General features: G+C 60.4%; 25 protein-coding genes. 6 read left to right on the forward strand and 19 right to left on the reverse strand.

Going from position 1 to position 25,386, the window contains the following annotated elements; translation table 11 throughout:
* Positions 1–101: 101 nt before the first annotated feature.
* The 12 genes from lipA to ACA059_RS27990 all read right to left on the reverse strand — a co-directional run bounded on the left by lipA (position 102) and on the right by ACA059_RS27990 (position 11,559).
* On the reverse strand, positions 102–1,127 hold the full coding sequence (gene lipA, locus ACA059_RS27935) for a lipoyl synthase (RefSeq protein ID WP_010467371.1): 1,026 nt from the start codon (positions 1,125–1,127) through the stop codon (positions 102–104).
* Position 1,128: 1 nt separating this feature from the next.
* Positions 1,129–1,776 carry a lipoyl(octanoyl) transferase LipB gene (gene lipB / locus ACA059_RS27940; RefSeq protein WP_095130754.1) on the reverse strand — a complete coding sequence of 216 codons (648 nt, stop codon included), beginning with the start codon at positions 1,774–1,776 and terminating at the stop codon, positions 1,129–1,131.
* Positions 1,776–2,051 carry a DUF493 domain-containing protein gene (locus ACA059_RS27945; protein WP_129440902.1) on the reverse strand — a complete coding sequence of 92 codons (276 nt, stop codon included), beginning with the start codon at positions 2,049–2,051 and terminating at the stop codon, positions 1,776–1,778. Before ACA059_RS27945 ends, lipB begins: the two co-directional genes overlap by 1 nt.
* Before the next feature lie 80 nt (positions 2,052–2,131).
* Positions 2,132–3,289: a D-alanyl-D-alanine carboxypeptidase family protein gene (locus ACA059_RS27950; RefSeq protein ID WP_283181799.1), complete on the reverse strand. Its 1,158-nt coding sequence runs from the start codon at positions 3,287–3,289 to the stop codon at positions 2,132–2,134.
* Between the two features lie 183 nt (positions 3,290–3,472).
* On the reverse strand, positions 3,473–4,483 hold the full coding sequence (locus ACA059_RS27955) for a septal ring lytic transglycosylase RlpA family protein (protein ID WP_497631744.1): 1,011 nt from the start codon (positions 4,481–4,483) through the stop codon (positions 3,473–3,475).
* Positions 4,483–5,493, reverse strand: coding sequence for a lytic murein transglycosylase B (mltB, locus tag ACA059_RS27960; protein ID WP_497631745.1), 1,011 nt, complete (start codon positions 5,491–5,493; stop codon positions 4,483–4,485). The genes ACA059_RS27955 and mltB overlap by 1 nt, the downstream gene beginning before the upstream one ends.
* Before the next feature lie 17 nt (positions 5,494–5,510).
* A complete protein-coding gene (rodA, locus tag ACA059_RS27965; protein ID WP_283184636.1) occupies positions 5,511–6,614 on the reverse strand; it encodes a rod shape-determining protein RodA in 1,104 nt (367 codons plus the stop codon).
* A gap of 31 nt (positions 6,615–6,645) precedes the next feature.
* Positions 6,646–8,541, reverse strand: a complete 1,896-nt coding sequence (mrdA, locus tag ACA059_RS27970) for a penicillin-binding protein 2 (RefSeq protein WP_497631746.1) — start codon at positions 8,539–8,541, stop codon at positions 6,646–6,648.
* A gap of 10 nt (positions 8,542–8,551) precedes the next feature.
* A complete protein-coding gene (gene rlmH, locus ACA059_RS27975) occupies positions 8,552–9,019 on the reverse strand; it encodes a 23S rRNA (pseudouridine(1915)-N(3))-methyltransferase RlmH (RefSeq protein WP_007937439.1) in 468 nt (155 codons plus the stop codon).
* 9 nt (positions 9,020–9,028) lie between these two features.
* Positions 9,029–9,523, reverse strand: a complete 495-nt coding sequence (rsfS, locus tag ACA059_RS27980) for a ribosome silencing factor (protein WP_033054148.1) — start codon at positions 9,521–9,523, stop codon at positions 9,029–9,031.
* Between the two features lie 73 nt (positions 9,524–9,596).
* On the reverse strand, positions 9,597–10,286 hold the full coding sequence (nadD, locus tag ACA059_RS27985) for a nicotinate-nucleotide adenylyltransferase (RefSeq protein ID WP_259696405.1): 690 nt from the start codon (positions 10,284–10,286) through the stop codon (positions 9,597–9,599).
* 1 nt (position 10,287) lies between these two features.
* Positions 10,288–11,559 (reverse strand): glutamate-5-semialdehyde dehydrogenase, encoded by a 1,272-nt coding sequence (locus ACA059_RS27990; protein ID WP_497631747.1) that lies wholly within the window; start codon positions 11,557–11,559, stop codon positions 10,288–10,290.
* Positions 11,560–11,736: 177 nt separating this feature from the next.
* Between ACA059_RS27990 and ACA059_RS27995 the strand changes: the two genes are divergently transcribed.
* Both ACA059_RS27995 and ACA059_RS28000 read left to right on the forward strand, forming a co-directional pair.
* Positions 11,737–12,432, forward strand: coding sequence for a DNA-3-methyladenine glycosylase (locus tag ACA059_RS27995; protein WP_497631748.1), 696 nt, complete (start codon positions 11,737–11,739; stop codon positions 12,430–12,432).
* 124 nt (positions 12,433–12,556) lie between these two features.
* A complete protein-coding gene (locus ACA059_RS28000; RefSeq protein ID WP_497631749.1) occupies positions 12,557–13,873 on the forward strand; it encodes a bifunctional DedA family/phosphatase PAP2 family protein in 1,317 nt (438 codons plus the stop codon).
* A gap of 90 nt (positions 13,874–13,963) precedes the next feature.
* Here ACA059_RS28000 and ACA059_RS28005 read toward each other — a convergent pair whose 3' ends face one another.
* From ACA059_RS28005 to ACA059_RS28015, 3 genes are read right to left on the reverse strand one after another with little or no spacing between them, the layout of a single operon-like run.
* Positions 13,964–14,554, reverse strand: a complete 591-nt coding sequence (locus ACA059_RS28005) for an LON peptidase substrate-binding domain-containing protein (RefSeq protein WP_008152802.1) — start codon at positions 14,552–14,554, stop codon at positions 13,964–13,966.
* A gap of 10 nt (positions 14,555–14,564) precedes the next feature.
* On the reverse strand, positions 14,565–15,281 hold the full coding sequence (locus tag ACA059_RS28010) for an LrgB family protein (protein ID WP_056744547.1): 717 nt from the start codon (positions 15,279–15,281) through the stop codon (positions 14,565–14,567).
* On the reverse strand, positions 15,278–15,640 hold the full coding sequence (locus ACA059_RS28015) for a CidA/LrgA family protein (protein WP_095130776.1): 363 nt from the start codon (positions 15,638–15,640) through the stop codon (positions 15,278–15,280). Before ACA059_RS28015 ends, ACA059_RS28010 begins: the two co-directional genes overlap by 4 nt.
* A 195-nt stretch (positions 15,641–15,835) precedes the next feature.
* Here ACA059_RS28015 and ACA059_RS28020 point away from each other — a divergent pair, with 195 nt between their 5' ends.
* From ACA059_RS28020 to ACA059_RS28030, 3 genes are all read left to right on the forward strand, one after another.
* On the forward strand, positions 15,836–16,291 hold the full coding sequence (locus tag ACA059_RS28020) for a MaoC family dehydratase (protein ID WP_123367685.1): 456 nt from the start codon (positions 15,836–15,838) through the stop codon (positions 16,289–16,291).
* Between the two features lie 112 nt (positions 16,292–16,403).
* Complete coding sequence (locus ACA059_RS28025; RefSeq protein WP_497631750.1) at positions 16,404–18,122, forward strand: C13 family peptidase; 1,719 nt, start codon at positions 16,404–16,406, stop codon at positions 18,120–18,122.
* Between the two features lie 27 nt (positions 18,123–18,149).
* Positions 18,150–18,791, forward strand: coding sequence for an oxidoreductase (locus ACA059_RS28030; RefSeq protein ID WP_497631751.1), 642 nt, complete (start codon positions 18,150–18,152; stop codon positions 18,789–18,791).
* Between the two features lie 85 nt (positions 18,792–18,876).
* Here the strand turns inward: ACA059_RS28030 and ACA059_RS28035 are convergent, their stop codons facing one another.
* The 4 genes from ACA059_RS28035 to ACA059_RS28050 all read right to left on the reverse strand — a co-directional run bounded on the left by ACA059_RS28035 (position 18,877) and on the right by ACA059_RS28050 (position 23,332).
* Positions 18,877–19,161, reverse strand: coding sequence for a YceK/YidQ family lipoprotein (locus ACA059_RS28035; RefSeq protein WP_497631752.1), 285 nt, complete (start codon positions 19,159–19,161; stop codon positions 18,877–18,879).
* The gene (gene ubiX, locus ACA059_RS28040; protein WP_497631753.1) at positions 19,154–19,786 is read right to left on the reverse strand and encodes a flavin prenyltransferase UbiX; all 633 of its coding nucleotides are present in this window, start codon (positions 19,784–19,786) and stop codon (positions 19,154–19,156) included. Before ubiX ends, ACA059_RS28035 begins: the two co-directional genes overlap by 8 nt.
* Positions 19,783–21,132 carry a UDP-N-acetylmuramate:L-alanyl-gamma-D-glutamyl-meso-diaminopimelate ligase gene (gene mpl / locus ACA059_RS28045; RefSeq protein ID WP_497631754.1) on the reverse strand — a complete coding sequence of 450 codons (1,350 nt, stop codon included), beginning with the start codon at positions 21,130–21,132 and terminating at the stop codon, positions 19,783–19,785. Before mpl ends, ubiX begins: the two co-directional genes overlap by 4 nt.
* Positions 21,133–21,418: 286 nt before the next feature.
* Positions 21,419–23,332 (reverse strand): sigma-54-dependent Fis family transcriptional regulator, encoded by a 1,914-nt coding sequence (locus tag ACA059_RS28050; protein ID WP_497631755.1) that lies wholly within the window; start codon positions 23,330–23,332, stop codon positions 21,419–21,421.
* A 381-nt stretch (positions 23,333–23,713) separates the two neighbouring features.
* Here ACA059_RS28050 and exaC point away from each other — a divergent pair, with 381 nt between their 5' ends.
* Positions 23,714–25,234, forward strand: coding sequence for an acetaldehyde dehydrogenase ExaC (exaC, locus tag ACA059_RS28055; RefSeq protein WP_497631756.1), 1,521 nt, complete (start codon positions 23,714–23,716; stop codon positions 25,232–25,234).
* Positions 25,235–25,386: the final 152 nt, after the last annotated feature.

Raw genomic sequence — 25,386 nt, forward strand, 5'->3', positions numbered from 1 at the left:
AGAGGATCAGTCGCCCCGCAGGTTGCAGGAAAAGACTGTAGTGGCCGTAGACACGGCCAACAAAAACGCCCGCAAGGCTGAAAAGCCTTGCGGGCGCTTTGTTACAAGGACGACATCAATTCAGCTTTAACCAGTTTCGCCTGCTCGTCGGCGTGGTACGAAGAACGTACCAGCGGGCCGGAAGCGACGTTCTTGAAGCCCATTTTGTAACCTTCCTCGGCGAACCAGGCGAAGGTATCCGGGTGCACAAAACGCTCCACCGGCAAGTGGCTGCGGGACGGTTGCAGGTACTGGCCCAGGGTCAGCATGTCGATGTCGTGTTCGCGCATGCGCTTCATGACTTCGATCACTTCTTCGTCGGTCTCGCCCAGACCCAGCATCAGGCCGGACTTGGTCGGAATGTGCGGCATCATCTGCTTGAAGCGTTGCAGCAGGGTCAGCGACCACTGGTAATCCGAACCCGGACGCGCGGCCTTGTACAGGCGCGGCACGGTTTCCAGGTTGTGGTTGAACACATCAGGCGGCTCGGCAGCGGTGATTTCCAGCGCAACGTCCATACGGCCACGGTAGTCCGGAACCAGGGTTTCGAGCTGCACATTCGGCGACAGTTTGCGAATCTCGCGGATGCAGTCGGCAAAGTGCTGGGCACCGCCGTCACGCAGGTCATCGCGGTCAACCGAGGTGATCACCACGTACTTGAGTTTCAGGTCGGCGATGGCGATGGCCAGGCTTTCCGGCTCGTTGACGTCCAGTGGCTTCGGACGACCGTGGCCAACGTCGCAGAACGGGCAGCGACGGGTGCAGATGTCGCCCATGATCATGAAGGTCGCGGTGCCGCCGGAGAAGCATTCGCCCAGGTTCGGGCAGGACGCCTCTTCGCAGACACTGTGCAGCTTGTGTTTGCGCAGCAGGGCCTTGATGCGGTCGACTTCCGGGGAAACCGGGATACGCACACGAATCCAATCAGGTTTCTTCGGCAGTTCGGTGGTCGGAATGATCTTCACCGGGATACGTGCAACCTTCTCGGCGCCGCGCAGCTTGACGCCGGCTTCAACCTTGGCACGCGGGGCCGGACGCTCGGTGACATCCAGCGTCGGGATCATGGTTTGCACTGCATCAGTAGTCATATCAGTCGATTCCGCCCGTTAGGGTCGTCTGCTCAGCATAGTCGAGGTGTTTGACGAGCTGCGCGCGCAGCCGGGCACTTACCTCGGCAAATTCAATCGATCCTGCGTGATCGCTCAGCTGGGTCATCGCCAGCCCGGCGTAGCCGCAGGGATTAATCCGTCGAAACGGTTCCAGGTTCATGTCCACGTTCAGGGCCAGGCCATGAAAGGAGCAACCGTGGCGGATCCGCAGACCCAGAGAAGCGATTTTCGCCCCATTGACGTAGACACCCGGAGCATCCGGCTTGGCCACGGCAGTGACGCCGTAGCTGGCCAGCAACTCGATCAGGCATTGTTCCATGCGGCTGACCAGGTCACGCACGCCGAAACCCAGCTTGCGTACGTCGAGCAACAGGTAGGCCACCAACTGGCCGGGACCGTGATAAGTCACTTGACCACCGCGATCAACCTTTACTACCGGAATATCTCCCGGGAGCAACACGTGCTCGGCCTTGCCGGCCTGCCCCTGAGTAAACACCGGTGGGTGCTCGACCAGCCAGATCTCGTCCGCGGCATCGCTGCCGCGTTCGTTGGTGAAGCGTTGCATGGCATGCCAGACCGGCTCGTAAGCCATCTGGCCGAGCTCGCGAAAGCCCAGCGTGCCAGACATCACAGCACCATGTGCACGAAACCGGTAGCCCGCAACTCGCTGTTGATGTCGTACAGCTGTTCTTGACCGGTGGCGATGATGTGCAGCTGGATGGTCGTGTACTTGCCGTTGGTGCTCTGGCGCTCGGCCAGGGTCTTGTGGTCAACGGTCGCGTGTTTCTCAAGGATCGCGATGATCTTGTCCTTGAAGCCCACGCCGGTATCGCCGATCACCTTGATAGGGTAATCCGCGCAGGGGAATTCGATTTTTGGCGCCTTTACTTCGTTGTCTGTCATGGCGTAACGGCCTCGTAAGCCGTGGCAACGGACATGGCCCCGTTCCGGATTGGAACAGGGCCATGCAAGTCCACACTAATTCAGTTGAACAAGCCGTAGAAGAATAGACGGATGCTATCCCACATGCGGCGGAAGATACCACCCTCGTCGACCGCGTCCAGAGCGATCAGGTCAGCGCTATGCACGACTTTGTCGTCCAGCTTCACTTCGACTTTACCGATTACGTCGCCCTTGGCGATTGGCGCAATCAGTTGCGGGTTCATGGTCATGCTGGCGGCGAGCTTTTTCAGCTGGCCTTTTGGCAGGGTCATGGTCAGGTCTTGGGCCAGGCCGGCCTTGACTTGATTGGTGGTGCCTTTCCAGACAGGAGCCTGAGCCAGCTCGGCGCCTTTCTGATAGAACGTCTGGGTTTCGAAGAAGCGGAAACCGTAGGTCAACAGCTTCTGGGTTTCGGAGGCGCGAGCCACTTCACTGTTGGTGCCGAACACCACAGCGATCAGGCGCATGCCATCACGTACTGCCGAAGACACCATGCAGTAGCCGGCTTCGTCGGTGTGGCCGGTTTTCAGGCCGTCGACCGTCTTGTCGCGCCACAGCAGCAGGTTACGGTTAGGTTGCTTGATGCCGTTCCAGAAAAACTCTTTCTGCGAGTAGATCGCGTAGTGAGCCGGGTCTTCGTGGATGATCGCGCGAGCCAGCACCGCCATGTCGTGAGCCGACGAGTAGTGCTCCGGGTTCGGCAGACCGGTCGGGTTCATGAAGTGGCTGTTGGTCATGCCCAGATCGGCCACGGTTTTGTTCATCATGTCAGCGAAGGCGTCTTCGCTGCCGGCGATGTGCTCGGAGAGCGCAACGCTGGCGTCGTTACCCGACTGAATGATGATGCCGTGCAGCAGGTCGCTGACAGTGACTTGCGAGCCGACCTTGATGAACATCCGCGAACCGCCGGTACGCCAGGCGTTTTCGCTGACGGTCACCGGGTCGTTTTCGCCGATCTGGCCACGACGGATTTCCAGGGTCGCGATGTACGCGGTCATCAGCTTGGTCAGGCTGGCCGGAGGCAGACGCTGGTCACCGTTGTTCTCCACCAGCACGTTGCCGCTGCTGGCATCCATGAGTACATAGGCTTTGGCGGCCAGTTGCGGTGGCGACGGCATCATCTCGACCGCGAAAGCGGCAGGCGAGAGGAGCAGCGGGACTAGCAGGCACAGGCGTTTGGCAAAGGTGGTGATGTTCATCCGTCTCTCGAAATCGCTAATGGAAACTGCCCTAAGGGGCAAAACTAATCAGACAGCTTTCTAACGAGCTGTCGCGTGTTCAGTTGTTCACTCAGAACCCTTGCCGGGCTTTTGTTCTTCAACGAGCCAACAACCAGGTCCACCCCCCAAACCGCAAGCGAACCTTCAATCAAGTACTACGTATTACTCGGCAGTGACCAGGCTCGGCGAACCGAGATTGGCCAGGCGCACACTGTTCTGCACTTGCTGGATTTCACCCGGCGAGCCGATCGGCCCCAGGCGCACCCGATGCAGCGTCTGTTGATTGCGCACGATCGAACTGATGAACACCGGAGCGCTCACCATCCCGCTGAGCTTCGATCTCAGGAGTTCTGCAGCGTCCGGGTTGGCGAACGCGCCCACCTGCAGATACTGGCCAGAGGCTGGTACAGAAGCGTTTTTTTTTGCATCGATCGGCACGGGCACGACAGCCGCGGCGTGCTGCTGCGGCGGTGGCGTCCATTGTTCGACGGTGCCGGCCGACGCCGTAATCGTCGGGGCGCTATTTTGCGCGACTTGCGGCTCGTTAAGCATCAAAGGCGCCGGACGGCCCTTGGCTGCCCACCATTGCTGCGGGTCGATGCCTTCGACCTTGACCCGCGCGGTGCCGGTTTCGGCATAGCCGAGTTTCTTGGCCGCTGCGTAGGACAAGTCGATGATTCGGTCCGAGTAGAACGGCCCGCGGTCGTTGACCCGCAGGACGACGCTCTTGTTGTTGTCCAGGTTAGTCACCCGAACGTAACTCGGCAGTGGCAAGGTCTTGTGAGCAGCACTCATGCCGTACAGGTCGTAAACCTCGCCATTGGCGGTGTTCTGACCGTGGAACTTGGTGCCATACCAGGACGCAGTGCCCGAGGCCACGTAGGTCTTGGATTCCTGCAACGGGAAATAAGTCTTGCCCAGCACGGTGTATGGGTTGGCTTTATAAGGACCTGTATGCAGGGTCGGCGTGGCATCCGGGATGCGCGATACATCGACGTCCCACCACGGCGCGCCATCTTTGTGCGCACGGTTGATGTCCAGGCCTGGCGCTGCGCGCACGGCGGTGGAAGACTTTTGGGTTGGCGCGCGGCTGGTCGAACAACTGGCGACCAGCACCGCCAACGCGGCGAATGCCATCAGCTTCAGGGGTTTATTCATAGGCAATGCCCGCATTACTTGACGCCCCGTGCTTGGACCAGCTGTTCAGACAGTTGATGTACGGCCATGGCGTACATCACGCTGCGGTTATAACGCGTGATCGCGTAAAAATTCGTCAGGCCCATCCAGTATTCGGGGCCATTGTCACCTTCCAGGCGGAAAGCCGTGACCGGCATATCATCGCGCAGCGCATCATGACTTGACCACCCCAGCGCCCGCAACTCCCCGACGGTTTTAGTCGGTTCGATGCCCGTGGTCAAACCTTCGTCCACCTGATCGCCACGCACATCGGCGCGGCTGACCACCGGTTCGCCGGCTACCCAGCCGTGACGCTTGAAATAACTGGCGACGCTGCCAATGGCATCGTCCGGATTGGTCCAGATATTAATGTGGCCGTCACCGTCAAAGTCCACCGCATAGGCACGAAAGCTGCTCGGCATGAACTGCGGCAAACCCATGGCGCCAGCGTAAGAGCCTTTGAGAGTCAGCGGATCGACCTGCTCTTCCCGGGCCAGCAACAGGAACTCACGCAATTCTTTGCGGAAAAATTCGGCACGGGGAGGATAGTCGAAACCCAGGGTCGACAAGGCGTCGATTACCCGAAAATTGCCGGTATTACGTCCGAAAAAGGTCTCAACGCCGATGATCGAAACAATAACCTGCGCCGGCACGCCGTATTCCTGCTCGGCACGGGTCAGTACAGCCTCGTGCTGACGCCAGAAGTCCACACCACGGGCGATGCGCGCGTCGGTGATGAACATCGGGCGATACTCGTTCCACTGCTTGACCCGCTCGGCCGGTTTCGAGATCGCGTCCAGAATCGACTGCTTGCGCTCGGCTTCGCGGAACACGCCCATCAGCTGTTCACCGGCAAAACCGTAGTCGCGGGTCATTTCACCGACGAATTCGGCCACCTGCGGTGAGCCTTCGTAATCGCCGGCCAACGCTTCCTGCGCTGTGCCAAGGATGCTTACCAGGCCGACCCATGGCGCGTATCGAGTCGCCCAGCCACGCATTACTTGCATTGAAATCTTCACCTTATTCAAACCTGAGCGATCCACTTACGATGGGTATGGATCGACATCAAAACCCCAAACGCTGACAGCAGCGTCACCAGCGAAGTTCCTCCGTAGCTAATGAACGGCAACGGCACCCCCACAACCGGCAACAGGCCACTGACCATACCGATGTTGACGAAAACGTAAACAAAAAACGTCATGGTCAGGCTGCCCGCGAGCAATTTGCCGAACAATGTCTGGGCCTGGGCGGTAATCACCAGTCCGCGACCGATCAACAGCAGGTAAATCAGCAGCAGTGCGCAGATACCCACCAGGCCGAATTCTTCGCCCATGACCGCAATAATGAAGTCGGTGTGGCTTTCCGGCAGGAAGTCCAGGTGCGACTGGGTGCCGAGCAACCAGCCCTTGCCGAACACACCGCCGGAACCGATGGCGGCTTTCGATTGAATGATGTTCCAGCCAGTGCCCAGCGGATCGCTCTCGGGATCGAGGAAGGTCAGGATTCGCTGCTTCTGGTAGTCGTGCATGATGAAGTACCACATGCCGACCGCCACCGGCACAGCCGCGGCAATCACGCTGAGAATCCAGCGCCAGCGCAGGCCGCCCATGAACAGAACGAACGCGCCACCGGCGAGGATCAGCAGCGAAGTGCCGAGGTCGGGCTGACGCACAATCAGAATAAACGGCAAGCCGATCAGAAACAGACTGACGCCCACATGCTTGAGCTGCGGCGGCAAGGTGCGCTTGGACAAGTACCAGGCGATGGTCGCCGGCATCAGAATCTTCATGAATTCCGAGGGCTGGAAGCGGATCACCCCGGGAATGTTGATCCAGCGCGTGGCGCCCATGGCGTTGTGGCCCATGACGTCCACCACTACCAGCAACAGCACGCCGAGCACATAACCGACCGGCACCCAACGGGCCATGAAACGCGGCTCGAATTGGGCGATGACGATCATCGACACCAGGCCGATGCCGAACGAGGTGGCTTGCTTGGCCAGCAGATCCCAGCTCTTGCCGCTGGCCGAATACAGCACGAACAGGCTGCCGGCGGCGAGGGTCAGCAGCAGGATCAGCAACGGGCCGTCGATGTGCATGCGTTGCAACAGCGTCGCGCGGCGACGCATCACATCCTCACTGGAGAGGATGCGATCGAAATTACTCTTCACGGGCCGTAGCCTCCGCACTGATAGGGCTGGCGTATTCGGCCTTCAACCGACCGTCCTGGTCCAGAAGCCAGGCGTCCATGATTTGACGCACCACGGGCGCTGCGACGCCAGAACCGGACTCGCCGTTCTCAACCATCACCGACACCACGATTTGCGGGTTGTCGGCGGGTGCGAAGCCGACGAACAAGGCGTGGTCGCGATGGCGTTCCTGAACCTTGGAGCGGTCGTACTTCTCACCCTGCTTGATCGCGACCACCTGAGCCGTACCACTTTTGCCCGCGATGCGGTATTGCGCACCGATCGCCGCTTTGCGCGCCGTACCCCGGGCACCGTGCATCACCTGTTGCATGCCGTGGTTGACCTTGGTCCAGTCGGACGGGTCACGCAGGATGATGTCCGGCATCGGGTTTTCATCCTTCGGCCGCTCACCTTCGACGGTCTTGGCCAGGTGCGGACGGTTCCAGACACCCTTGTTCGCGACCAGCGCCGTGGCCTGGGCCAGTTGCAATGGCGTTGATTGCATGTAGCCCTGACCGATCCCGAGAATCAGTGTTTCGCCGGGGAACCAGGCCTGACGCCGGGTTGCACGCTTCCACTCACGTGTAGGCATCAGCCCCGGCGACTCTTCGAACATGTCCAGCGAGACCTTCTGACCGATGCCGAACTTGCTCATGTACGCCGACAAGCGATCGATTCCCAGTTTGTGGGCCAGGTCGTAGAAGTAGGTGTCGTTGGACCGCATGATCGCCGTGTCCAGATCGACGTAGCCGTCACCGGTACGGTTCCAGTTACGGTATTTGTGATCGTAGTTGGGCAACTGGTAATAGCCGGGGTCATACACCCGACTCGACGCGGTCACAACGCCAGAATCCAGGCCGGCAATTGCCACGGCCGGTTTAATGGTCGAGCCCGGCGGGTACAGACCGCGCAGCACGCGGTTGAACAGTGGCCGGTCAATGGAATCGCGCAGCTCGGAATAGGCCTTGAAACTGATGCCGGTGACGAACAGGTTCGGGTCAAAACTCGGCTGACTGACCATCGCCAGGACTTCGCCGGTTTTCGGGTCCAGCGCCACCACTGCGCCACGGCGACCGCCGAGTGCAGCTTCAGCGGCCTCCTGCAATTTGATGTCCAGGCTCAGGACGATGTCCTTGCCGGAAATCGGTTCGGTACGTTTGAGTACCCGCAGCACGCGGCCACGGGCGTTGGTCTCGACTTCTTCGTAACCGACCTGACCGTGCAATTCCGGCTCGTAGAAGCGCTCGATGCCGGTTTTGCCAATTTGATGGGTGCCGCTGTAACTCACCGGGTCCAGAGACTTGAGCTCTTTCTCGTTGATCCGCCCCATGTAACCCACCGAGTGCGCAAAGTGCGCGCCCTGCGGGTAATGACGCACCAACTGCGCGACCACTTCCACACCCGGCAGACGGAACTGGTTCACCGCGATGCGGGCGATCTGCTCTTCGGTCAGCTCGAACAGGATCGGCACCGGCTCGAACGGCCGACGCCCCTGACGCATGCGTTTCTCGAAGATCACCCGATCCTCGGGCGTCAGTTCCAGCACTTCGACGATCACGTCGAGCACTTGCTGCCATTCGCCGGAGCGCTCACGGGTCATGCTCAAGCTGAAGCTGGGCCGGTTATCCGCCACCACCACGCCATTGCGATCGAAGATCAAGCCCCGAGTCGGCGGAATCGGCTGCACATGGACGCGGTTGTTTTCCGACAGGGTCGAGTGGTACTCGTACTGGATCACCTGAAGGAAATACAGCCGCGCGATCAGCACACCGATCAACGTCACGACCGCAATTGCCCCGAACACGACGCGGCCACGCACCAGACGGGCGTCTTTTTCGTGGTCCTTGATGCGGATCGGCTGGGGCATGAGGGCAGAACTACTTGTGGTAAGGGTGGCCGGACAGGACTGTCCAGGCACGATACAGCTGTTCGCCGATCAGGATTCGCACCAGCGGGTGCGGCAACGTCAACGGCGAGAGCGACCAGCGCTGATCGGCCCGGGCACAGACTTCCGGCGCCAGCCCTTCGGGGCCGCCGACCATGAAATTCACCGTGCGCGAGTCCAGCCGCCAGCGATCGAGCTCGACTGCCAGCTGCTCGGTGCTCCAGGGCTTGCCGTGGACTTCGAGGGTCACAACACGCTCGTTCGGCCCGACCTTGGCCAGCATGGCTTCGCCTTCCTGACGGATGAAGCGCGCCACGTCGGCGTTCTTGCCACGGGTATTGAGCGGTATTTCCACCAGTTCCAGCGCCAGCTCGGACGGAAGACGCTTGGCATATTCATGCCAGCCTTCTTCCACCCACTTGGGCATGCGTGAACCGACGGCGATCAGTCGCAGTCGCACAGCGGTCCCTTATTGCTGGTCTTTGTTGAGCTTGACGAAGTGCTCATGGGTGTTTTCCGGGCTGTGGTGAGCCGCGTTCAGAGCACGGCTCTGTTCTGCACCGGACCACAGACGCTCAAGGTCGTAAAACTGACGAGCCGAAGCGGTCATCATGTGCACGATGACATCATCCATATCCAGCAGGACCCAGTCGCTGTCGCCCTTGCCTTCTTCACCCAGCGGCTTGACGCCCAGGGCTTTGACCGCCTCGCGGACCTTATCCAGCATCGCGCCGATCTGGCGGTTGGAGGTACCGGTAGCGATGATCATGAAGTCAGTGATGCTCTGCTTTTCACGAACGTCGATCACCTGAATGTCCTGGCCCTTGACGTCTTCCAGGGCCGCTACGGCAACCTTGACCAGCTCTTCGCCGCGCAGCTCAGGGCCGGTTGGGACCTCTACTGGCAGCGGGGCGCTCTTGAACGTGCCTTTGCGCTTTACTTTAGTTACGTCTTTGTTCGTCATATAAAACTCGTTTTGCTCGTATGTTCGGGCGCTTCGTTACACGTGATCACGTGCCTTGAAGCGCGCCTTTTTTTCAGTTCGACGCACGGTAGAGACCGTGCGCATCGATGTAGGCCAGGACCGCGTCGGGCACCAGGAAACGTACCGACTTACCGCTGGCCAGCAGTTGACGGATCTGGGTGGCGGATACCGCGAGCGGCGTCTGCCAGACGAATGCAATCTGTCCGCTCGGCCCTTTAAGGGCCAGCGGGTCGCTCACCGAGCGTGCCGCCAACAGATTGCGCAAGGCATCCGGCGGTTCGCTGTCGGCATCCGGGCGTTGCAGCACCAGGATGTGGCAATGCTGGAGCAACTCTTCCCAGCGGTGCCAAGTGGGCAGGCCGCAAAATGCGTCCCAGCCCAAAAGTAGAAAAACCTGGTCTTCAGCGGCCAGTTCGGCGCGCATCAGTTCCAGGGTGTCAATGGTGTAGGACGGTTTGTCCCGCTGCAATTCGCGGGCGTCCACCACCAGCGGCGCCACACCGGCCACCGCGCACTCGACCATCGCCAGACGGTCTTTCGCCGATACCTGCGGCGTACCGCGATGAGGCGGTCTGGCACTGGGTGTCAGACGCAGCTCATCGAGCGCCAGCGATTCGGCGACTTCCAGCGCACTGCGCAAATGGCCGATGTGCACCGGATCGAAGGTCCCGCCCAGCATGCCGATGCGTCGAGGCGCAGGCTCGCTGGCGGTTACCGGGGCTGACAGGTCGAGGTCGCCCAAGTCAGTCCGACGCCTGGCCGCGCAACTGGCCATCACCGACCACGATGTACTTCTCGCAGGTCAGACCTTCGAGACCCACCGGGCCGCGGGCGTGCAGCTTATCAGTAGAAATGCCAATCTCGGCACCCAATCCGTATTCGAAGCCATCGGCGAAGCACGTCGGGGTGTTGATCATTACCGACGACGAATCGACTTCCGCGACGAAACGCCGGGTGTCAGCAAGGTTTTCGCTGACGATCGAATCGGTGTGATGGGAGCCGTATTTATTAATGTGTTCGATGGCCTGGTCCAGCCCGTCGACCACGCGGATCGAAAGAATCGGCGCCAGGTACTCGGTGTTCCAGTCTTCTTCAGTGGCCGCCACCGCATCGATGATCGCCCGGGTGCGTTCGCAGCCGCGCAGCTCGACGCCTTTTTCGCGGAACTGTGCAGCCATCGATGGCAAGAAATCCTTGGCGACCGATTGGTCCACCAGCAGGGTTTCCATGGCACCGCAGATACCATAGCGGTAAGTCTTGGCGTTGAACGCGATGCGCTGGGCTTTCGGCAGGTCGGCATGAGCACTGACGTAAACGTGACAGATACCGTCCAGGTGCTTGATGACTGGTACACGGGCGTCACGGCTAACGCGTTCGATCAGGCCACGGCCACCACGGGGCACGATGACGTCGACGTATTCTGGCATGGTGATCAGCGCACCCACCGCGGCACGATCGGTGGTTTCAACGACTTGCACCACTGCAGCCGGCAGATAGGCTTCGGCCAGACCGCGCTGGATGCAGGCGGCAATGGCACGATTGGAATGAATCGCCTCGGAACCGCCACGCAGGATGGTCGCGTTGCCGGACTTCAGGCACAGGCTGGCGGCATCGATGGTCACGTTTGGCCGGGATTCATAGATGATCCCGATCACGCCCAACGGCACGCGCATCTTGCCGACCTGAATGCCCGACGGGCGAAAGCTCATGTCGCGGATCGCGCCAACCGGGTCCGGTAGAGCCGCCACCTGACGCAAACCGACGATCATGCCGTCGATGCGTTCCGGGGTCAGCGCCAGACGCTCAAGCAATGCCGGTTCAAGACCATTGGCACGGCCAGCGACCAAATCCAGTTCATTGGCAGCCGTCAGCTCGGCGCGTGCGGCGTCCAACGCATTGGCAGCAGCCTGCAAGGCGCGGTTTTTCTGCGCGGTGCTGGCACGGCCGATGACGCGAGAAGCTTCGCGGGCAGCGCGACCCAGGCGGGTCATGTAGTCAAGAACGGACTCAGTCATTGTCTGCTGTGGTCTTGGCAAAGAGGAAAGCGGCAGATTATAGCTGTCGCGTCCCGGGACTAACAGCGGTGACGGGCGGATGGTCGAAATGGAGGGCAATTTGCCGACGTTCAGCCGTGATTAAGCTGCAAATTGTTATCATCGCGACTCAATCAGCCCTGATAAACGCCGTTCATCATGACCAACCTGACTGTTCGCACGTCCGCGACGAGCCTGCCCAAGGGGCTCGCGGATGCATTTTTCGACAGAGACGCCCAAACGCTGGCCCGGGATTTACTCGGCAAAGTCATTCGTCACCGGGTCGGCGACCTGTGGCTCAGCGCCCGGATTATCGAGACTGAAGCCTATTACTTCGAAGAAAAAGGCAGCCACGCCTCCCTCGGCTACACAGAAAAACGTAAGGCTTTGTTTCTGGATGGCGGCCACATCTATATGTACTACGCCCGGGGCGGCGATTCCCTGAACTTCAGCGCCCAGGGTCCGGGCAATGCAGTGTTGATCAAATCCGCCTATCCGTGGGTCGATGACTTGAGCGGGCCGGCGAGCCTGGCGCAGATGCTGTTGAACAATCCCGACGCCCAGGGTCGCCCTCGCCCCTCGCAAAAGCTTTGCGCCGGACAAACTTTGCTCTGCAAGGCGCTGGGCCTGAAGGTGCCGGTCTGGGACGCCAAGCGCTTCGACCATGAAGTGCTGCTGGTGGAAGATGTCGGCCCCGCGCCTGTTCACATCATACAAACCACGCGTTTGGGCATTCCCCACGGCCGCGATGAGCATTTGATGTACCGTTTCGTCGATGCGACTTACGCGCCGTATTGCACGCGCAACCCGCTGCGACGGGGGCAGATCGAAGGTCGCGATTATTTTTTGCTGTGAACACAGTTCCCTGTAGGAGCTGCCGCAGGCTGCGATCTTTTGCCCTTAAAGGATCAAGATCAAAAGATCGCAGCCTGCGGCAGCTCCTACGCCGGGGGTCAACTAATAAGAGGGAGTTGTTTTTATGGGCCCATGGCTCGATAGCGTGACCGGTTGGTTGACGGTCAACCCGCAATGGCTGGCTGCGGCGGTGTTCATAGTGGCCTGTGTGGAATGCCTGGCGATTGCCGGGCTGATCGTGCCCGGCACGGTGCTTCTGTTTGCCGTGGCGGTACTGGCCGGCAGCGGTGCGCTGTCGCTGGGCGAAACGCTGTTGCTGGGGTTCCTCGGCGGCGTGCTGGGCGACATCATTTCGTACTTCCTCGGGCGACATTTCCATCAGAACATCCGGCGCCTGCCAGGGTTGCGCCATCATCCGGAATGGATCGCCGGGGCCGAGGCGTATTTCCAGCGTTACGGCATCGCCAGCCTGTTAGTCGGGCGTTTTATCGGCCCGCTTCGGCCGATGTTGCCGATGGTCGCCGGGATGTTCGACATGCCCTTCCCGCGCTTCGCCGCCGTCAGTCTGCTGGCTGCCGCTGGTTGGAGCGTCGCGTATTTGCTGCCCGGCTGGGCCACTGGAGCGGCGATTCGCCTGCCGTTGCCAGAGGGCTTCTGGCCCGAGGCCGGCATCGTCGCTGGCAGCATCGTCGTCATGGTGGGCTTGAGCGCCACCAGCAGTCTGCGCCGTCATCGCAAAGCGACGGTGCTGATTACCGGAATGAGCTTCCTGATTTTGGCCGGACTGTTTATCGGCTATCCGCACCTGACCGCCCTCGATCAGGGCGTGATGACCCTGGTGCAGGAGCACCGCAGCCCACTGCTCGATGAAGTGGCGGTGACGTTCACGCTGATTGGCGAGTTTCGTAACATGCTGTTGCTCAGCGCCCTGCTGACGGGTTTGCTGCTGCTCACCCGGCAATGGCGCCAGGCGATTTTCGCCGGTAGCACCCTGCTGTGCACCGCGCTGGGCAACACTGTGACCAAACACTTTTTCGCCCGCGTACGCCCGGAAGTGTTGAGCGATCCGCTGACCAGCTACAGCATGCCCAGCGGCCATGCCTCGGGCTCTTTTGCGCTGTTTCTGACGCTGGCCGTGCTGGCCGGCCGCGGACAACCACCGCGGATGCGCCTGACCTGGCTGCTATTGGGTTGCTTGCCCGCGCTGGCGATTGCCCTGTCGCGGGTGTACTTGGGCGCGCACTGGCCAACGGATGTGCTGGCCGGCGCGATGCTGGCAGCGTGCGTGTGTGCCGCGAGTTTGTGGCTGAATCAGCGCCCGGCGCCGCTAAACGCCATGCCACCGAAGGTCTGGTGGCTGGTGCTTCCGGCGATGGTAGCGCTGTTCGGTTTTTTTGCGTTGCGGCACTTACCGCATGCGATGTTGCGGTATGCCTACTAAAGATCAAAAGATCGCAGCCTGCGGCAGCTCCTACATAGGTAAGGCGTACACCTGTAGGAGCTGCCGCAGGCTGCGATCTTTTAGCGGGTGTCAGGCAAACAACTCACCCTGCAACTCATCCAGCAGCGCCTGAATCGCATCCAGTCGCTGCTGCGGATCATCGAGTTGCAGCAGGTCGATCTTGTCCACTTCGGCAAACGGCAACAGATACGCCAACTGATTGGCCAACGACTGTTGCCCGGTCGCTTCGGTGCCCATGTTCAACGCTTCGACCATCGGGTGTTCGGCCAGGGCTTTGAGCAGTGCAACCAGGTCGGCGTCCTCGTCCTGCAGCGGTTGCTCAGGTTCGTCCTCCAGCCACTCGACCTCGGCGACGGTCAGCTGATCGCGCTGAATCTCGGTGCGCAACACGTGGAAACGCCGTCCGCCCTGCACCCGAATGCCCAGCAAGCCATTGTCCTGCTGTTTGAAATCGGTAATCAGCGCCTCGCATCCGACCAGCGCGTAGCCCGCCGGGGCGATGCCGACTTCTTCGCCGTCGAGGATGCACACCACGCCGAAGCCGCCGCCCTGTTTCATGCAGCGACTGATCATGTCCAGGTAGCGCGCCTCGAATATCTGCAAATCGAGGATGCAGCCAGGAAACAACACCGTATTCAGCGGAAAAAGCGGCAAGCTCATAGACATTTCCTTACACCACCATCGACACCGCCAACGGCAGGAAAACTGCCGTGGCCACGCCCATCAGACTCATCGCCAGCGCCGCGAAGGCGCCGCATTCTTCATTTTCCTGCATCGCCACCGCAGTGCCTACCGCGTGTGCCGTCATGCCCAGTGCCATACCGCGCGCCTCAGGGCTGTGCACACCCAGCCTGGTCAAAAGACTCGGCCCGAAGATCGCCCCGATCACCCCAGTAATCAACACGAACACCGCCGCCAGCGCCGCAACGCCACCGATCTGCTCTGCCACCAGCATGGCAATCGGCGACGTCACCGACTTCGGCGCCATGGTCATCAGGATCATGTGTTCGGCACCAAACGACCAGCCCAGCAATACGCCCATGCCGGTGGCGACGACGCCACCTATCACCAGCGTAGTAAATATCGGCCAGAACAACTGCCGAATGCGTCGCAGATTGAGGTACAGCGGCACAGCCAGCGCAACGGTCGCAGGCCCGAGCAGGATGCTGAGGATCTCGGTGCTCTTACGGTACTCGGCATAGGTCAGGCCGCAACCCACCAATACGCCAATCACCAGCAGCATCGAGACCAGCACCGGCTGCAGAAAGATCCAGCGGGTTTTCTCGAACGCCGCCAGCACCAGCTGATAAGCCCCCAGCGTAATACCGATGCCGAACAACGGATGATGAATCACCGACGTCCAGGCGCCGTGCCAGTCGAAGATCATTGGCTGTCCTCACGATGAGCGTGACGCTTGACCATGCGCTGCATCAGCACGCCAGCGAAGGCCAGGGACAGCAACAGTGACAACACCAGCGCGCCGACGATGGCCCAGAAATCTGCGGCAATGTCTTTGGCGTAAACCATCACACCCACGGCGGGCGGCACCAGCAACAACGGCAGGTAACGCAGCAGACTGCTGGCCGCGAGGTTCAGCGGTTCGCCGACCTGGCCGCGGCTGATCAGGAACACCAGCAGCAACAGCAGGCCGACAATCGGCCCCGGCAGCACCGGTAAAAACAAGTGGTTGATGGCTGTGCCCAGCAATTGGAACAGCACCAGCCAGGTCAGGCCACGTAACAACATTCGTCATCTCCCGCCAATATCATCCCGCACAAGCGGGCCGAGCATTATAAGCACGCCAACGCTATAGACCGGCATTCGCCAAAATCATGTTCAGTTGACCGGAGCCATTTGCCATGTTGATCTAAAGTGGTAATCCGGGAGGTCAAATCCCCCCACCTCAAAACTATAAAACCGATGAACCCAAGGAGAGTCTCAATGCCCTATGTTCCAGTTGCAGAGCTCAAAGATTATGTCGGCAAGGAACTCGGACGTTCCGAATGGCTCACCATCGATCAGGAGCGCATCAACCTGTTCGCCGAAGCCACAGGGGACTATCAGTTCATCCACGTCGACCCGGTCAAAGCCGCGCAAACGCCATTTGGCAGCACCATTGCACACGGTTTCCTGTCGCTGTCGCTGATCCCCAAGCTGATGGAAGACATCCTGATCCTCCCTGAAGGGGCGAAGATGGTGGTCAACTACGGCCTGGATACCGTGCGTTTCATCCAGCCAGTGAAGGTCAATTCCAGGGTACGACTCAAGGTCGACATGAACGAAGTCATCGAGAAGAAACCCGGCCAATGGCTGCTCAAGGCCACCGCCACGCTTGAGATCGAAGGCTCGGACAAACCGGCCTACATCGCCGAGCCACTGTCCCTCTGCTTCGTGTAACCCATCCCGGATGCGAAGCAGCTCACGCTGTTTCGCGCCCTCTTCTGTTTCCTGGCTATATAAGGTCAAACAGCTGCGGCATACTCGGTCGCCTAATTGCCCGGATCCCGCTATGCGCCCACTTGCACTCCTCGCTCTGACCCTATTGCTCACCGCTTGCGGCGACGGCGAATCGCTGTTGCCCCCCGACGCCCGGTTGCCGGACGGCGGACGCTATCGCGGTGAACTGGTCAACGGATTGCTGCAAGGCCAGGGCCGTATCGATTACCCGAACGGCAGCTGGTACGCCGGCGATTTCGACAAGGGCCAATGGCATGGCCAGGGCGAATGGCACGGCAATAACGGCGAAGTCTATCGCGGGGGATTCAATCTAGGGCTGTTCGACGGCAAGGGCTCACTGACCACCAGCGGCAGCAGCTTCACCGGCAGTTTCAAAGCCGGTCGACGGGACGGCGAAGGCACCCTCAAAGAAAACGGTATGACCTACCGCGGTGAATTCAAGGCCGATCAATATTCAGGGCTCGGTCGTCTCGAACTCGAAGACGGCAGCTCGTATCAGGGCCAGTTCGCCCACGGCAAACCCAACGGCGAAGGCCAACGGGGCGACGCCAGCGGCAATCAGTTCACCGGGCATTTCGTCGACGGTCAGCTCGAAGGCAACGGGACGTTCAACAGCGCCGATGGCGATATCTATATCGGGGGCTTCAAGAACAACCAACTGCACGGCAAGGGCCGCTACGAGAACGCCGACGGTGATGTCTGGCTCGGTCAATTCAAGGAAGGATCGCTGAACGGCAAGGGCGAGTTGATCGGCGCCGACGGCAGCCATTACATCGGCCAGTTCAGCGACTGGCGCTTCACCGGCCAAGGTCGATTGAACCTGTCAGACGGCAGCTTCTACATTGGTCAATTCGACGGTGACAGTTACTCGGGGCACGGCACCCTGGTGCTGACTGACGGCACGGTGCAAAGCGGTACGTGGATCAATGGCCAGCGTGTTCGCGATGCCGATGGCAAGCTGCTGCCCGACAGCCTGGAACTCGGTTTGCTGGCACAGGGTCGTTTGCTCGACGATGCACTGTCCAACGTGCCGGCTTCAACCCCGGCGGTCGAGTTGTACACCCTGACACTCGGCGGTGACGGCAAGCAAAGCGTGTTCCTGCGCGAATCCGATTACGTCAGCAACATGCTCAGCAGCCGCTTTGGTGCGTTTGGCCAGATCCGCCTGGTGAACCATCGCGACCACCTCGTCGACCGGCCGATGGCCACCCGGGAAAACCTGCGCCGCGCCGCCGCCACCCTGGCCGAACGCAGTGGCCCGGAAGACTTGATTTTCATCTACATGACCAGCCACGGCACCAGCGAACACGAACTGGTGCTCGACCAGCCGCGCATGGAACTGTCCGATCTGCCGGCCGACGAACTCGCCGCGGTTCTCTCACCGCTGAAAAACCGCGACAAGATCATCGTGATTTCGTCCTGCTACTCCGGTGGCTTCATTCCGGCTCTCAAGGATGAACGCACCCTGATCATGACCGCCTCGCGCGCTGACCGCGTGTCCTTCGGCTGCTCGGAAGAAGCCAACTTCACCTACTTCGGCGATGCGCTGTTCGCCCAGGCACTGAACCAGACCGACGACCTGGAGCAAGCCTTCAAACTGGCCAGGGCTACCGTCGCCGAACGTGAACTGGCGGACAGCTTCGAAGCCTCTGAACCGCAGATCTGGGCGCCGAAAACCGTTCTCTCTCACTGGCAGCTGTTACGCAAACAGCAGGCACGAAAAGCACTACAAAGTGTCTCTATCAGCAGCAAGGATGCAAAGAGCAACTAAGCTGAATAGTATCAAGGGGGAAACACTATGTACTTGACGCCTCAGCACGTACTGCTTGCCGGAGCTACCGGTTTGACCGGTGAACATCTTCTTGACCGTCTGCTCAATGAGCCAACGATTTCACGGGTATTGGCACCCTCACGCCGGCCACTGGCCGAGCATCCCCATCTGGAAAACCCGGTCGGCGACCCTGCGGTGTTTCTGCCGCAATTGAATGGTCGCGTCGACATCGCCTACTGCTGCCTGGGCACCACAATCAAGCAAGCCGGCTCGGAAAAGGCGTTTCGCGCGGTGGACCTGGACATGGTGGTGGCGTTCGCCAAACGTGCACGGGAGATGGGCGCACGGCACCTGATCGTGATCAGTGCCCTGGGGGCCGATCGCAGGTCTTCTGTTTTCTACAACCGGGTCAAAGGCGAGATGGAATATGCATTGCGCGCACAGGACTGGCCGCAACTGACCATTTGCCGCCCTTCGCTGCTGCTGGGCGATCGCCTTGAGCCGCGTCCGGCCGAGCAATTCGCTGGGCCGTTGTCCCGTTTGATCCCCGGCAAATACCGCGGCATCGAAGCCTGCCAACTGGCCCGCGCCATGTGGCGACTGGCGCTGGAAGAGCAGGATGGGGTGCGGATTGTGGAGTCGGATGAGTTGCGCAAGTTAGGCAAGTAAAATCAAAAGATCGCAGCCTTCGGCAGCTCCTACAGGAGTACACATTCCACTGTAGGAGCTGCCGAAGGCTGCGATCTTTTGCTTTTTACAATCCGCCCGTCGCCTGAAAACTGACCCCGATCACCGTGAGCACCGACAGCGGCAACAGCAGCGTGTCAAGCAACGCACTGGCCGGCAGGTCGACGCCGGGGTAGCTCGGCGCTTCGGCGCCGAAGCGGTCCATGGCGCAGCAGCCGCCGTTCATGGCATACAAATCCAGACGTGTCCCCGAATACACCACTGGCGCCCCTGGCTTGGCGGCATCAAGCGTTCGCGCCGTGGCGCAGCCAGCCAATTGCAGCGCCAGCACTACCGCCAGCAGCTTATTCATCGCTGGTCAGATGGTGTTCGCCCCAACGCGGCAGCATGTCCTGGGGAATGTTCAGCAGATTGAGAATTCGCGCCACGACGAAATCGATCAAGTCGTCGATGGTTTGCGGCTGATGATAGAAACCGGGCGACGCCGGCAAAATCGTCACGCCCATGTTCGACAACTTGAGCATGTTCTCCAGATGAATGCTCGAATACGGCGCCTCACGCGGCACCAGAATCAGCTGACGGCGCTCCTTCAAGGTGACGTCGGCGGCACGTTCGATCAGGTTGTTGCAGGCTCCCATCGCGATGGCCGACAAGGTCCCGGTGGAACACGGCACCACCACCATCGCCGCTGGCGCGCCGGAGCCCGAGGCCACCGGCGACATCCAGTCTTCCTTGCCATACACCCGAATCTGTCCGGCGGCAGCGCCGGTGTATTCGGTAAGGAAGGCCTGCATCATCTGGGGTTTCGGTGGTAACGAAACGTCAGTCTCGGTGGCCATCACCAGTTGCGCAGCCTTGGAGATCATGAAGTGCACCTCGCGGTCTTCACGAATCAGGCAGTCAAGCAGGCGCAAACCATATTGGGCGCCCGAAGCACCGGTCATCGCCAGCGTGATGCGTTCCGGGCCGTTGTTCATTGCAGCGCCTCGGCGAGTTTGCCGTGCAGGCCGCCGAAGCCGCCGTTGCTCATGATCACCACGTGAGTGCCGGGCTGGGCCTGGCTCTTCACGCGATCGATGATGCCTTCCAGCGAATCGCTGACGATCGACGGCACCGTGCACAACGCAGCAGTAGCCCCCAGATCCCAACCGAGGTTGGCCGGCGCATACCAGATCACCTGATCGGCATCGACCACGCTTTCCGGCAAGCCGTCGCGGTGAGCACCGAGTTTCATGGAGTTGGAGCGCGGCTCGATGATCGCAATCAACGGTGCATCGCCGATGCGCTTGCGAAGGCCGTCGAGGGTCGTCGCAATAGCCGTCGGATGGTGAGCGAAGTCGTCATAGATGGTAATGCCACGGACCTCCGCGACTTTCTCCATCCGGCGCTTGACGCTTTTGAATGCGCTCAGAGCAGCGATGCCCATGGACGGCACAACACCGACGTGGCGCGCCGCAGCCAACGTGGCCAGCGCGTTGGCGACGTTGTGTTGGCCGGTCATGTCCCACTCGACCACGCCTTGGGCAACACCTTCGAACATCACTTCAAATTTAGAGCCGTCTTCGCTGAGCAGTTTGACCTGCCACTGACCGCCGGCACCGGTGGTTTGCACTGGGGTCCAGCAGCCCATCTCGATCACACGTTGCAACGCAGGCTCGGTGGTCGGATGAATCACCAGGCCTTCGCTCGGAATGGTCCGCACCAAATGGTGGAATTGCCGCTCGATGGCCGGCAGATCGGGGAAGATGTCGGCGTGATCGTATTCAAGGTTGTTCAGGATCGCCGTACGTGGGCGGTAGTGAACGAACTTGGAGCGCTTGTCGAAGAACGCGCTGTCGTACTCGTCGGCTTCGATCACGAAGAACGGTGTGTCACCCAAGCGAGCGGACACCGAGAAGTTTTGCGGCACGCCGCCGATCAGGAAACCTGGGCTCATGCCCGCGTGTTCCAGCACCCAGGCGAGCATGCTGCTGGTGGTGGTTTTGCCGTGGGTACCGGCGACGGCCAGCACCCAGCGACCTTGCAGCACGTGATCCGCCAGCCATTGCGGGCCGGAAACGTAGGGCAGGCCTTTGTTCAGCACGTATTCGACAGCCGGGTTGCCGCGGGACATGGCATTGCCGATCACGACCAGATCCGGTGCCGGATCGAGCTGCGCCGGGTCGTAGCCTTGGGTCAACTCAATGCCCTGAGCCTCAAGCTGAGTGCTCATCGGCGGATAGACGTTGGCATCGGAGCCCGTCACGTGATGGCCCAGCTCTTTGGCCAGAACCGCCATCGAACCCATGAAAGTGCCGCAGATACCAAGAATATGAATGTGCATTAGTCGACCTCGTAAAACATGGCCGCAGGTTAGCTTAGGGTGGGAAAATTCGCACTCTTTAGGTGATGGGGTGGTTTGGGGGTGATATCAGGGATGTGGGTCTGACTCTGAATCCACCCCTCACCCCAGCCCTCTCCCCAAGGGGAGAAGGGGAAAGGGGCCCGATCGTTGTTGTTTTCAAATCCTGAGTTCGACTTGTTATTTCAGGTCGATGTACCTCCAAGAACACCTCGGACAGTCCCCTCTCCCTCTGGGAGAGGGTTAGGGTGAGGGCGGATCTTACTGACTACCGCTCAATCCCGTGTTTACGCAGTTTTCTATAGAGGGTATTGCGACTAACACCCAGCTGTTCAGCGGTGTGAGTCATATGCCAACGCGTCTGTTCAAGCGCATTCAGCAACGCCAGCCGCTCGGCATCATCCAGCGGATGCTCGGAAGGTTCCTCAACCGCCAAGACAACCGCTGGCCTGGCCTGTCGAATCATCGCCGGCAAATCTTCCAGCCCGATACGCCCTTCCTCACACAACGCCGCTAACGTGCGCAGCACATTGCGCAACTGCCGCACGTTCCCCGGCCAGGCGAAGGCCAGCAACGCCTGGCGTGCCGGACCGTCGATCAATACGGTTTCCCCGCCCGCCTCTTCGGCCAGTAAAAAGTCGAGCAACTGAGACTTATCACTGCGATCACGCAGCGCCGGCAGTGCAACTTCCAGCCCGTTGAGCCGGTAATACAAATCCTCGCGGAAGCTGCCATCCTGCACCCGTTCCAGCAAATTACGGTGAGTGGCGCTGATGATCCGCACATTGACCGATTCCGGCTCGCCGCCGATCGGCACCACCTGACGATCTTCCAGCACCCTTAATAGCCGGGTCTGCAAAGCCAGGGGCATGTCGCCGATTTCATCGAGGAACAAGGTCCCGCCATCGGCCTGCTGCAACTTGCCGCGCATGCCTTCCTTACGCGCACCGGTAAAGCTGCCACCGCGATAGCCAAACAGTTCGCTCTCGATCAGGCTTTCGGGGATGGCTGCGCAGTTGAGGGCGACGAAGGCTTTTTCTGCTCGCTGGCTGGCCTGATGAACGGCTTTGGCAAACGCTTCTTTGCCGGATCCGGTTTCGCCGTTGATCAGTAGCGGTACGTCCCGCTCGAACACGCGCAAGGATTTGCGGAAGTCTTCCTGCAACCCCGTGTCGCCCAGACAAATGCCCGATAAGCGCGAAGGTTCGGCGATCACTGCACTTTGCACCACCGGCACCGGAATGCTGCGTGGCTGCCCGCGCAACACCGCAAACAGACTCCGCCCGTCGCGCGTGCGCAACGGCCAACTGGCGCTGGCATTGACGCTGGCGCGGCCGAGCAACTCATCCAGCGAGCAATCGAAAAACGCCTCCACCGGTTTGCCCAGCAACCCACCGCGAATATGCCCCAGCAGGTTCAGCGCACTCTGGTTGACCGCGCTGATCCGCCCTTCCCCGTCAAACGCCAGCAATCCTTCGCTGAACAGCCCGACGGATTCGGCCTGAAGGTGAAAACGCAGCAACCACTGATTGTCGAAATAGCGCAGGAAATAGCAGCTCTCGATCATCTTCGCCGAAAGATTGACCAGGGCCATGGTGTGGAATTGGCTCTGACGCGAGACCTCGTGACGCGCCGAGGACACGTCGAGCACCGCCAGCAGTTCGCCATGCGGGTCGAACACCGGGCTCGCCGAGCAGGTCAGGCCGGTGTGACGGCCGCGAAAATGCTCGTCCTGATGGATGGTCAGTGACTGACGCTCCACCAGACAGGTGCCTATACCGTTGGTGCCTTCGCAGGCTTCACTCCAGTCAGCACCGAGCCAGAGGCCGGCGCGCTCGAAAATCTTCCGCTCGGCAGGCGCGGTGACGCAATTGAGGATCACGCCGCGGGCGTCGGTCAGCAGGACCGCGTGGCCGGCGCCGGAGAGTTGCTGATGAAGGCTGGTCATTTCGCTGCCGGCGATGTGCAGCACCTGCTGCAAGCGCTCGCGGCTTTCCAGGACGCGGCCATGTTCCAGCACCGTCGGCGCCATGGTCAGGGCCGGGTCGAGGTGATAATCCTCAAGACAGCGCAGCCAGGAACGGGCTATCGACGGATCGCTACCGGGGCCGTGCAGGTGGGATTTTCCCTGAGTGACGGTCAGGACCTGCTGGGCATGGCGACTCAAATGGTTGTCGTGCATTTCTTATTGTTCTCCCCGAAAGGTGTACACGGCCCTGTAGGAGCTGCCGAAGGCTGCGATCTTTTGACTTTGATGGTTCGAGATCAAAAGATCGCAGCCTTCGGCAGCTCCTACGGTCCATCACAGGCACCGAGCATCCTCCAGCCATCCATGCTTTGCAATGCTGGCAAGACCGCCCGGTCACAGGTTGTGCCGAAGACGGTACAAAGTGTCACGACGACCGTACCGAAAGCGTCACAGGCAGCGTCCGTCGGTCCGACAAAAACTGCGTAAGGCCTTGATTTGCCTGACCTGCAAGGCGGTGGCCCGGCCTTTGCTCTACGCTTATAACAAGCGCACATGCGCATCTCTTATAAGTACAAAAGCCAAGGAGAAAACATCATGCGTTACGCTCACCCCGGTACTGAAGGCGCTATCGTTTCGTTCAAGAGCAAATACGGTAACTACATCGGCGGCGAGTTCGTCGCGCCTGTTAAAGGTCAGTACTTCACCAATACCTCGCCAGTGAATGGCCAACCCATTGCCGAATTCCCACGCTCCACGGCCGAAGACATCGACAAAGCCCTGGACGCTGCCCACGCAGCCGCCGATGCCTGGGGCGCCACGTCCGTCCAGGCTCGCTCGCTGGTGCTGCTGAAAATCGCCGACCGCATCGAACAGAACCTCGAAGTCCTGGCAATCACCGAATCCTGGGACAACGGCAAAGCCGTGCGTGAAACCCTCAACGCCGACATCCCGCTGGCGGCGGACCATTTCCGTTACTTCGCCGGTTGCATCCGCGCCCAGGAAGGCAGCGCTGCCGAGATCGACGGCAACACCGTGGCCTATCACATCCATGAACCGCTGGGCGTGGTCGGGCAGATCATTCCGTGGAACTTCCCGATCCTGATGGCCGCGTGGAAACTCGCCCCGGCCCTGGCCGCCGGTAACTGCGTGGTGCTCAAGCCTGCCGAGCAAACGCCACTGGGCATTACCGTGCTGATGGAGCTGATCGGCGACCTGCTGCCGCCGGGCGTGCTGAACGTCGTGCAAGGCTTCGGCAAAGAAGCCGGCGAAGCGCTGGCCACCAGCAAACGCATTGCCAAGATCGCCTTCACCGGCTCGACCCCGGTCGGCTCGCACATCATGAAATGCGCCGCCGAAAACATCATTCCGTCCACCGTGGAGCTGGGTGGCAAGTCGCCGAACATCTTCTTCGCCGACATCATGCAAGCCGAAGAAACCTTCATCGAAAAAGCCGCCGAAGGCCTGGTGCTGGCGTTCTTCAACCAGGGCGAAGTCTGCACCTGCCCTTCCCGCGCCTTGGTGCAAGAGTCGATCTACGACGACTTCATGAAAGTCGTGATGAAAAAAGTCCTGTCGATCAAACGTGGCGACCCGCTGGACACCGACACCATGGTCGGCGCCCAGGCGTCCGAGCAGCAATTCGACAAAATCCTTTCGTACCTGGAAATCGCCAAGGGCGAAGGCGCCGAGTTGCTGACCGGAGGCAAGATCGAAAAACTCGAGGGCAATCTGGCGACCGGGTATTACATCCAGCCGACCCTGCTCAAGGGCACCAACAAAATGCGTGTGTTCCAGGAAGAAATCTTTGGCCCGGTGGTGAGCATCACCACCTTCAAGGACGAAGCCGAAGCCCTGGCCATCGCCAACGACACCGAGTTCGGCCTGGGTGCCGGCCTCTGGACCCGCGACATCAACCGCGCCTATCGCATGGGCCGCGCCATCAAGGCCGGTCGCGTTTGGACCAACTGCTACCACCTGTACCCGGCGCATGCCGCGTTCGGCGGTTACAAAAAATCCGGCGTCGGTCGTGAAACCCACAAGATGATGCTCGATCACTATCAGCAAACCAAAAACCTGCTGGTGAGCTACGACATCAACCCGTTGGGCTTCTTCTAAAAACAGGGGGCGATACAGGTAATCCTGTGTCGCCCTTCAGATGGCCATCGCGAGCAGGCTCGCTCCCACATTTGCACCGCGCTCCCCCTGTGGGAGCGAGCCTGCTCGCGAAGGCGCCCTCAATGACACACAGACATCGACTTGCCGCTCTG

The sequence above is a fragment of the Pseudomonas sp. LBUM1647 genome (genome assembly GCF_059716175.1).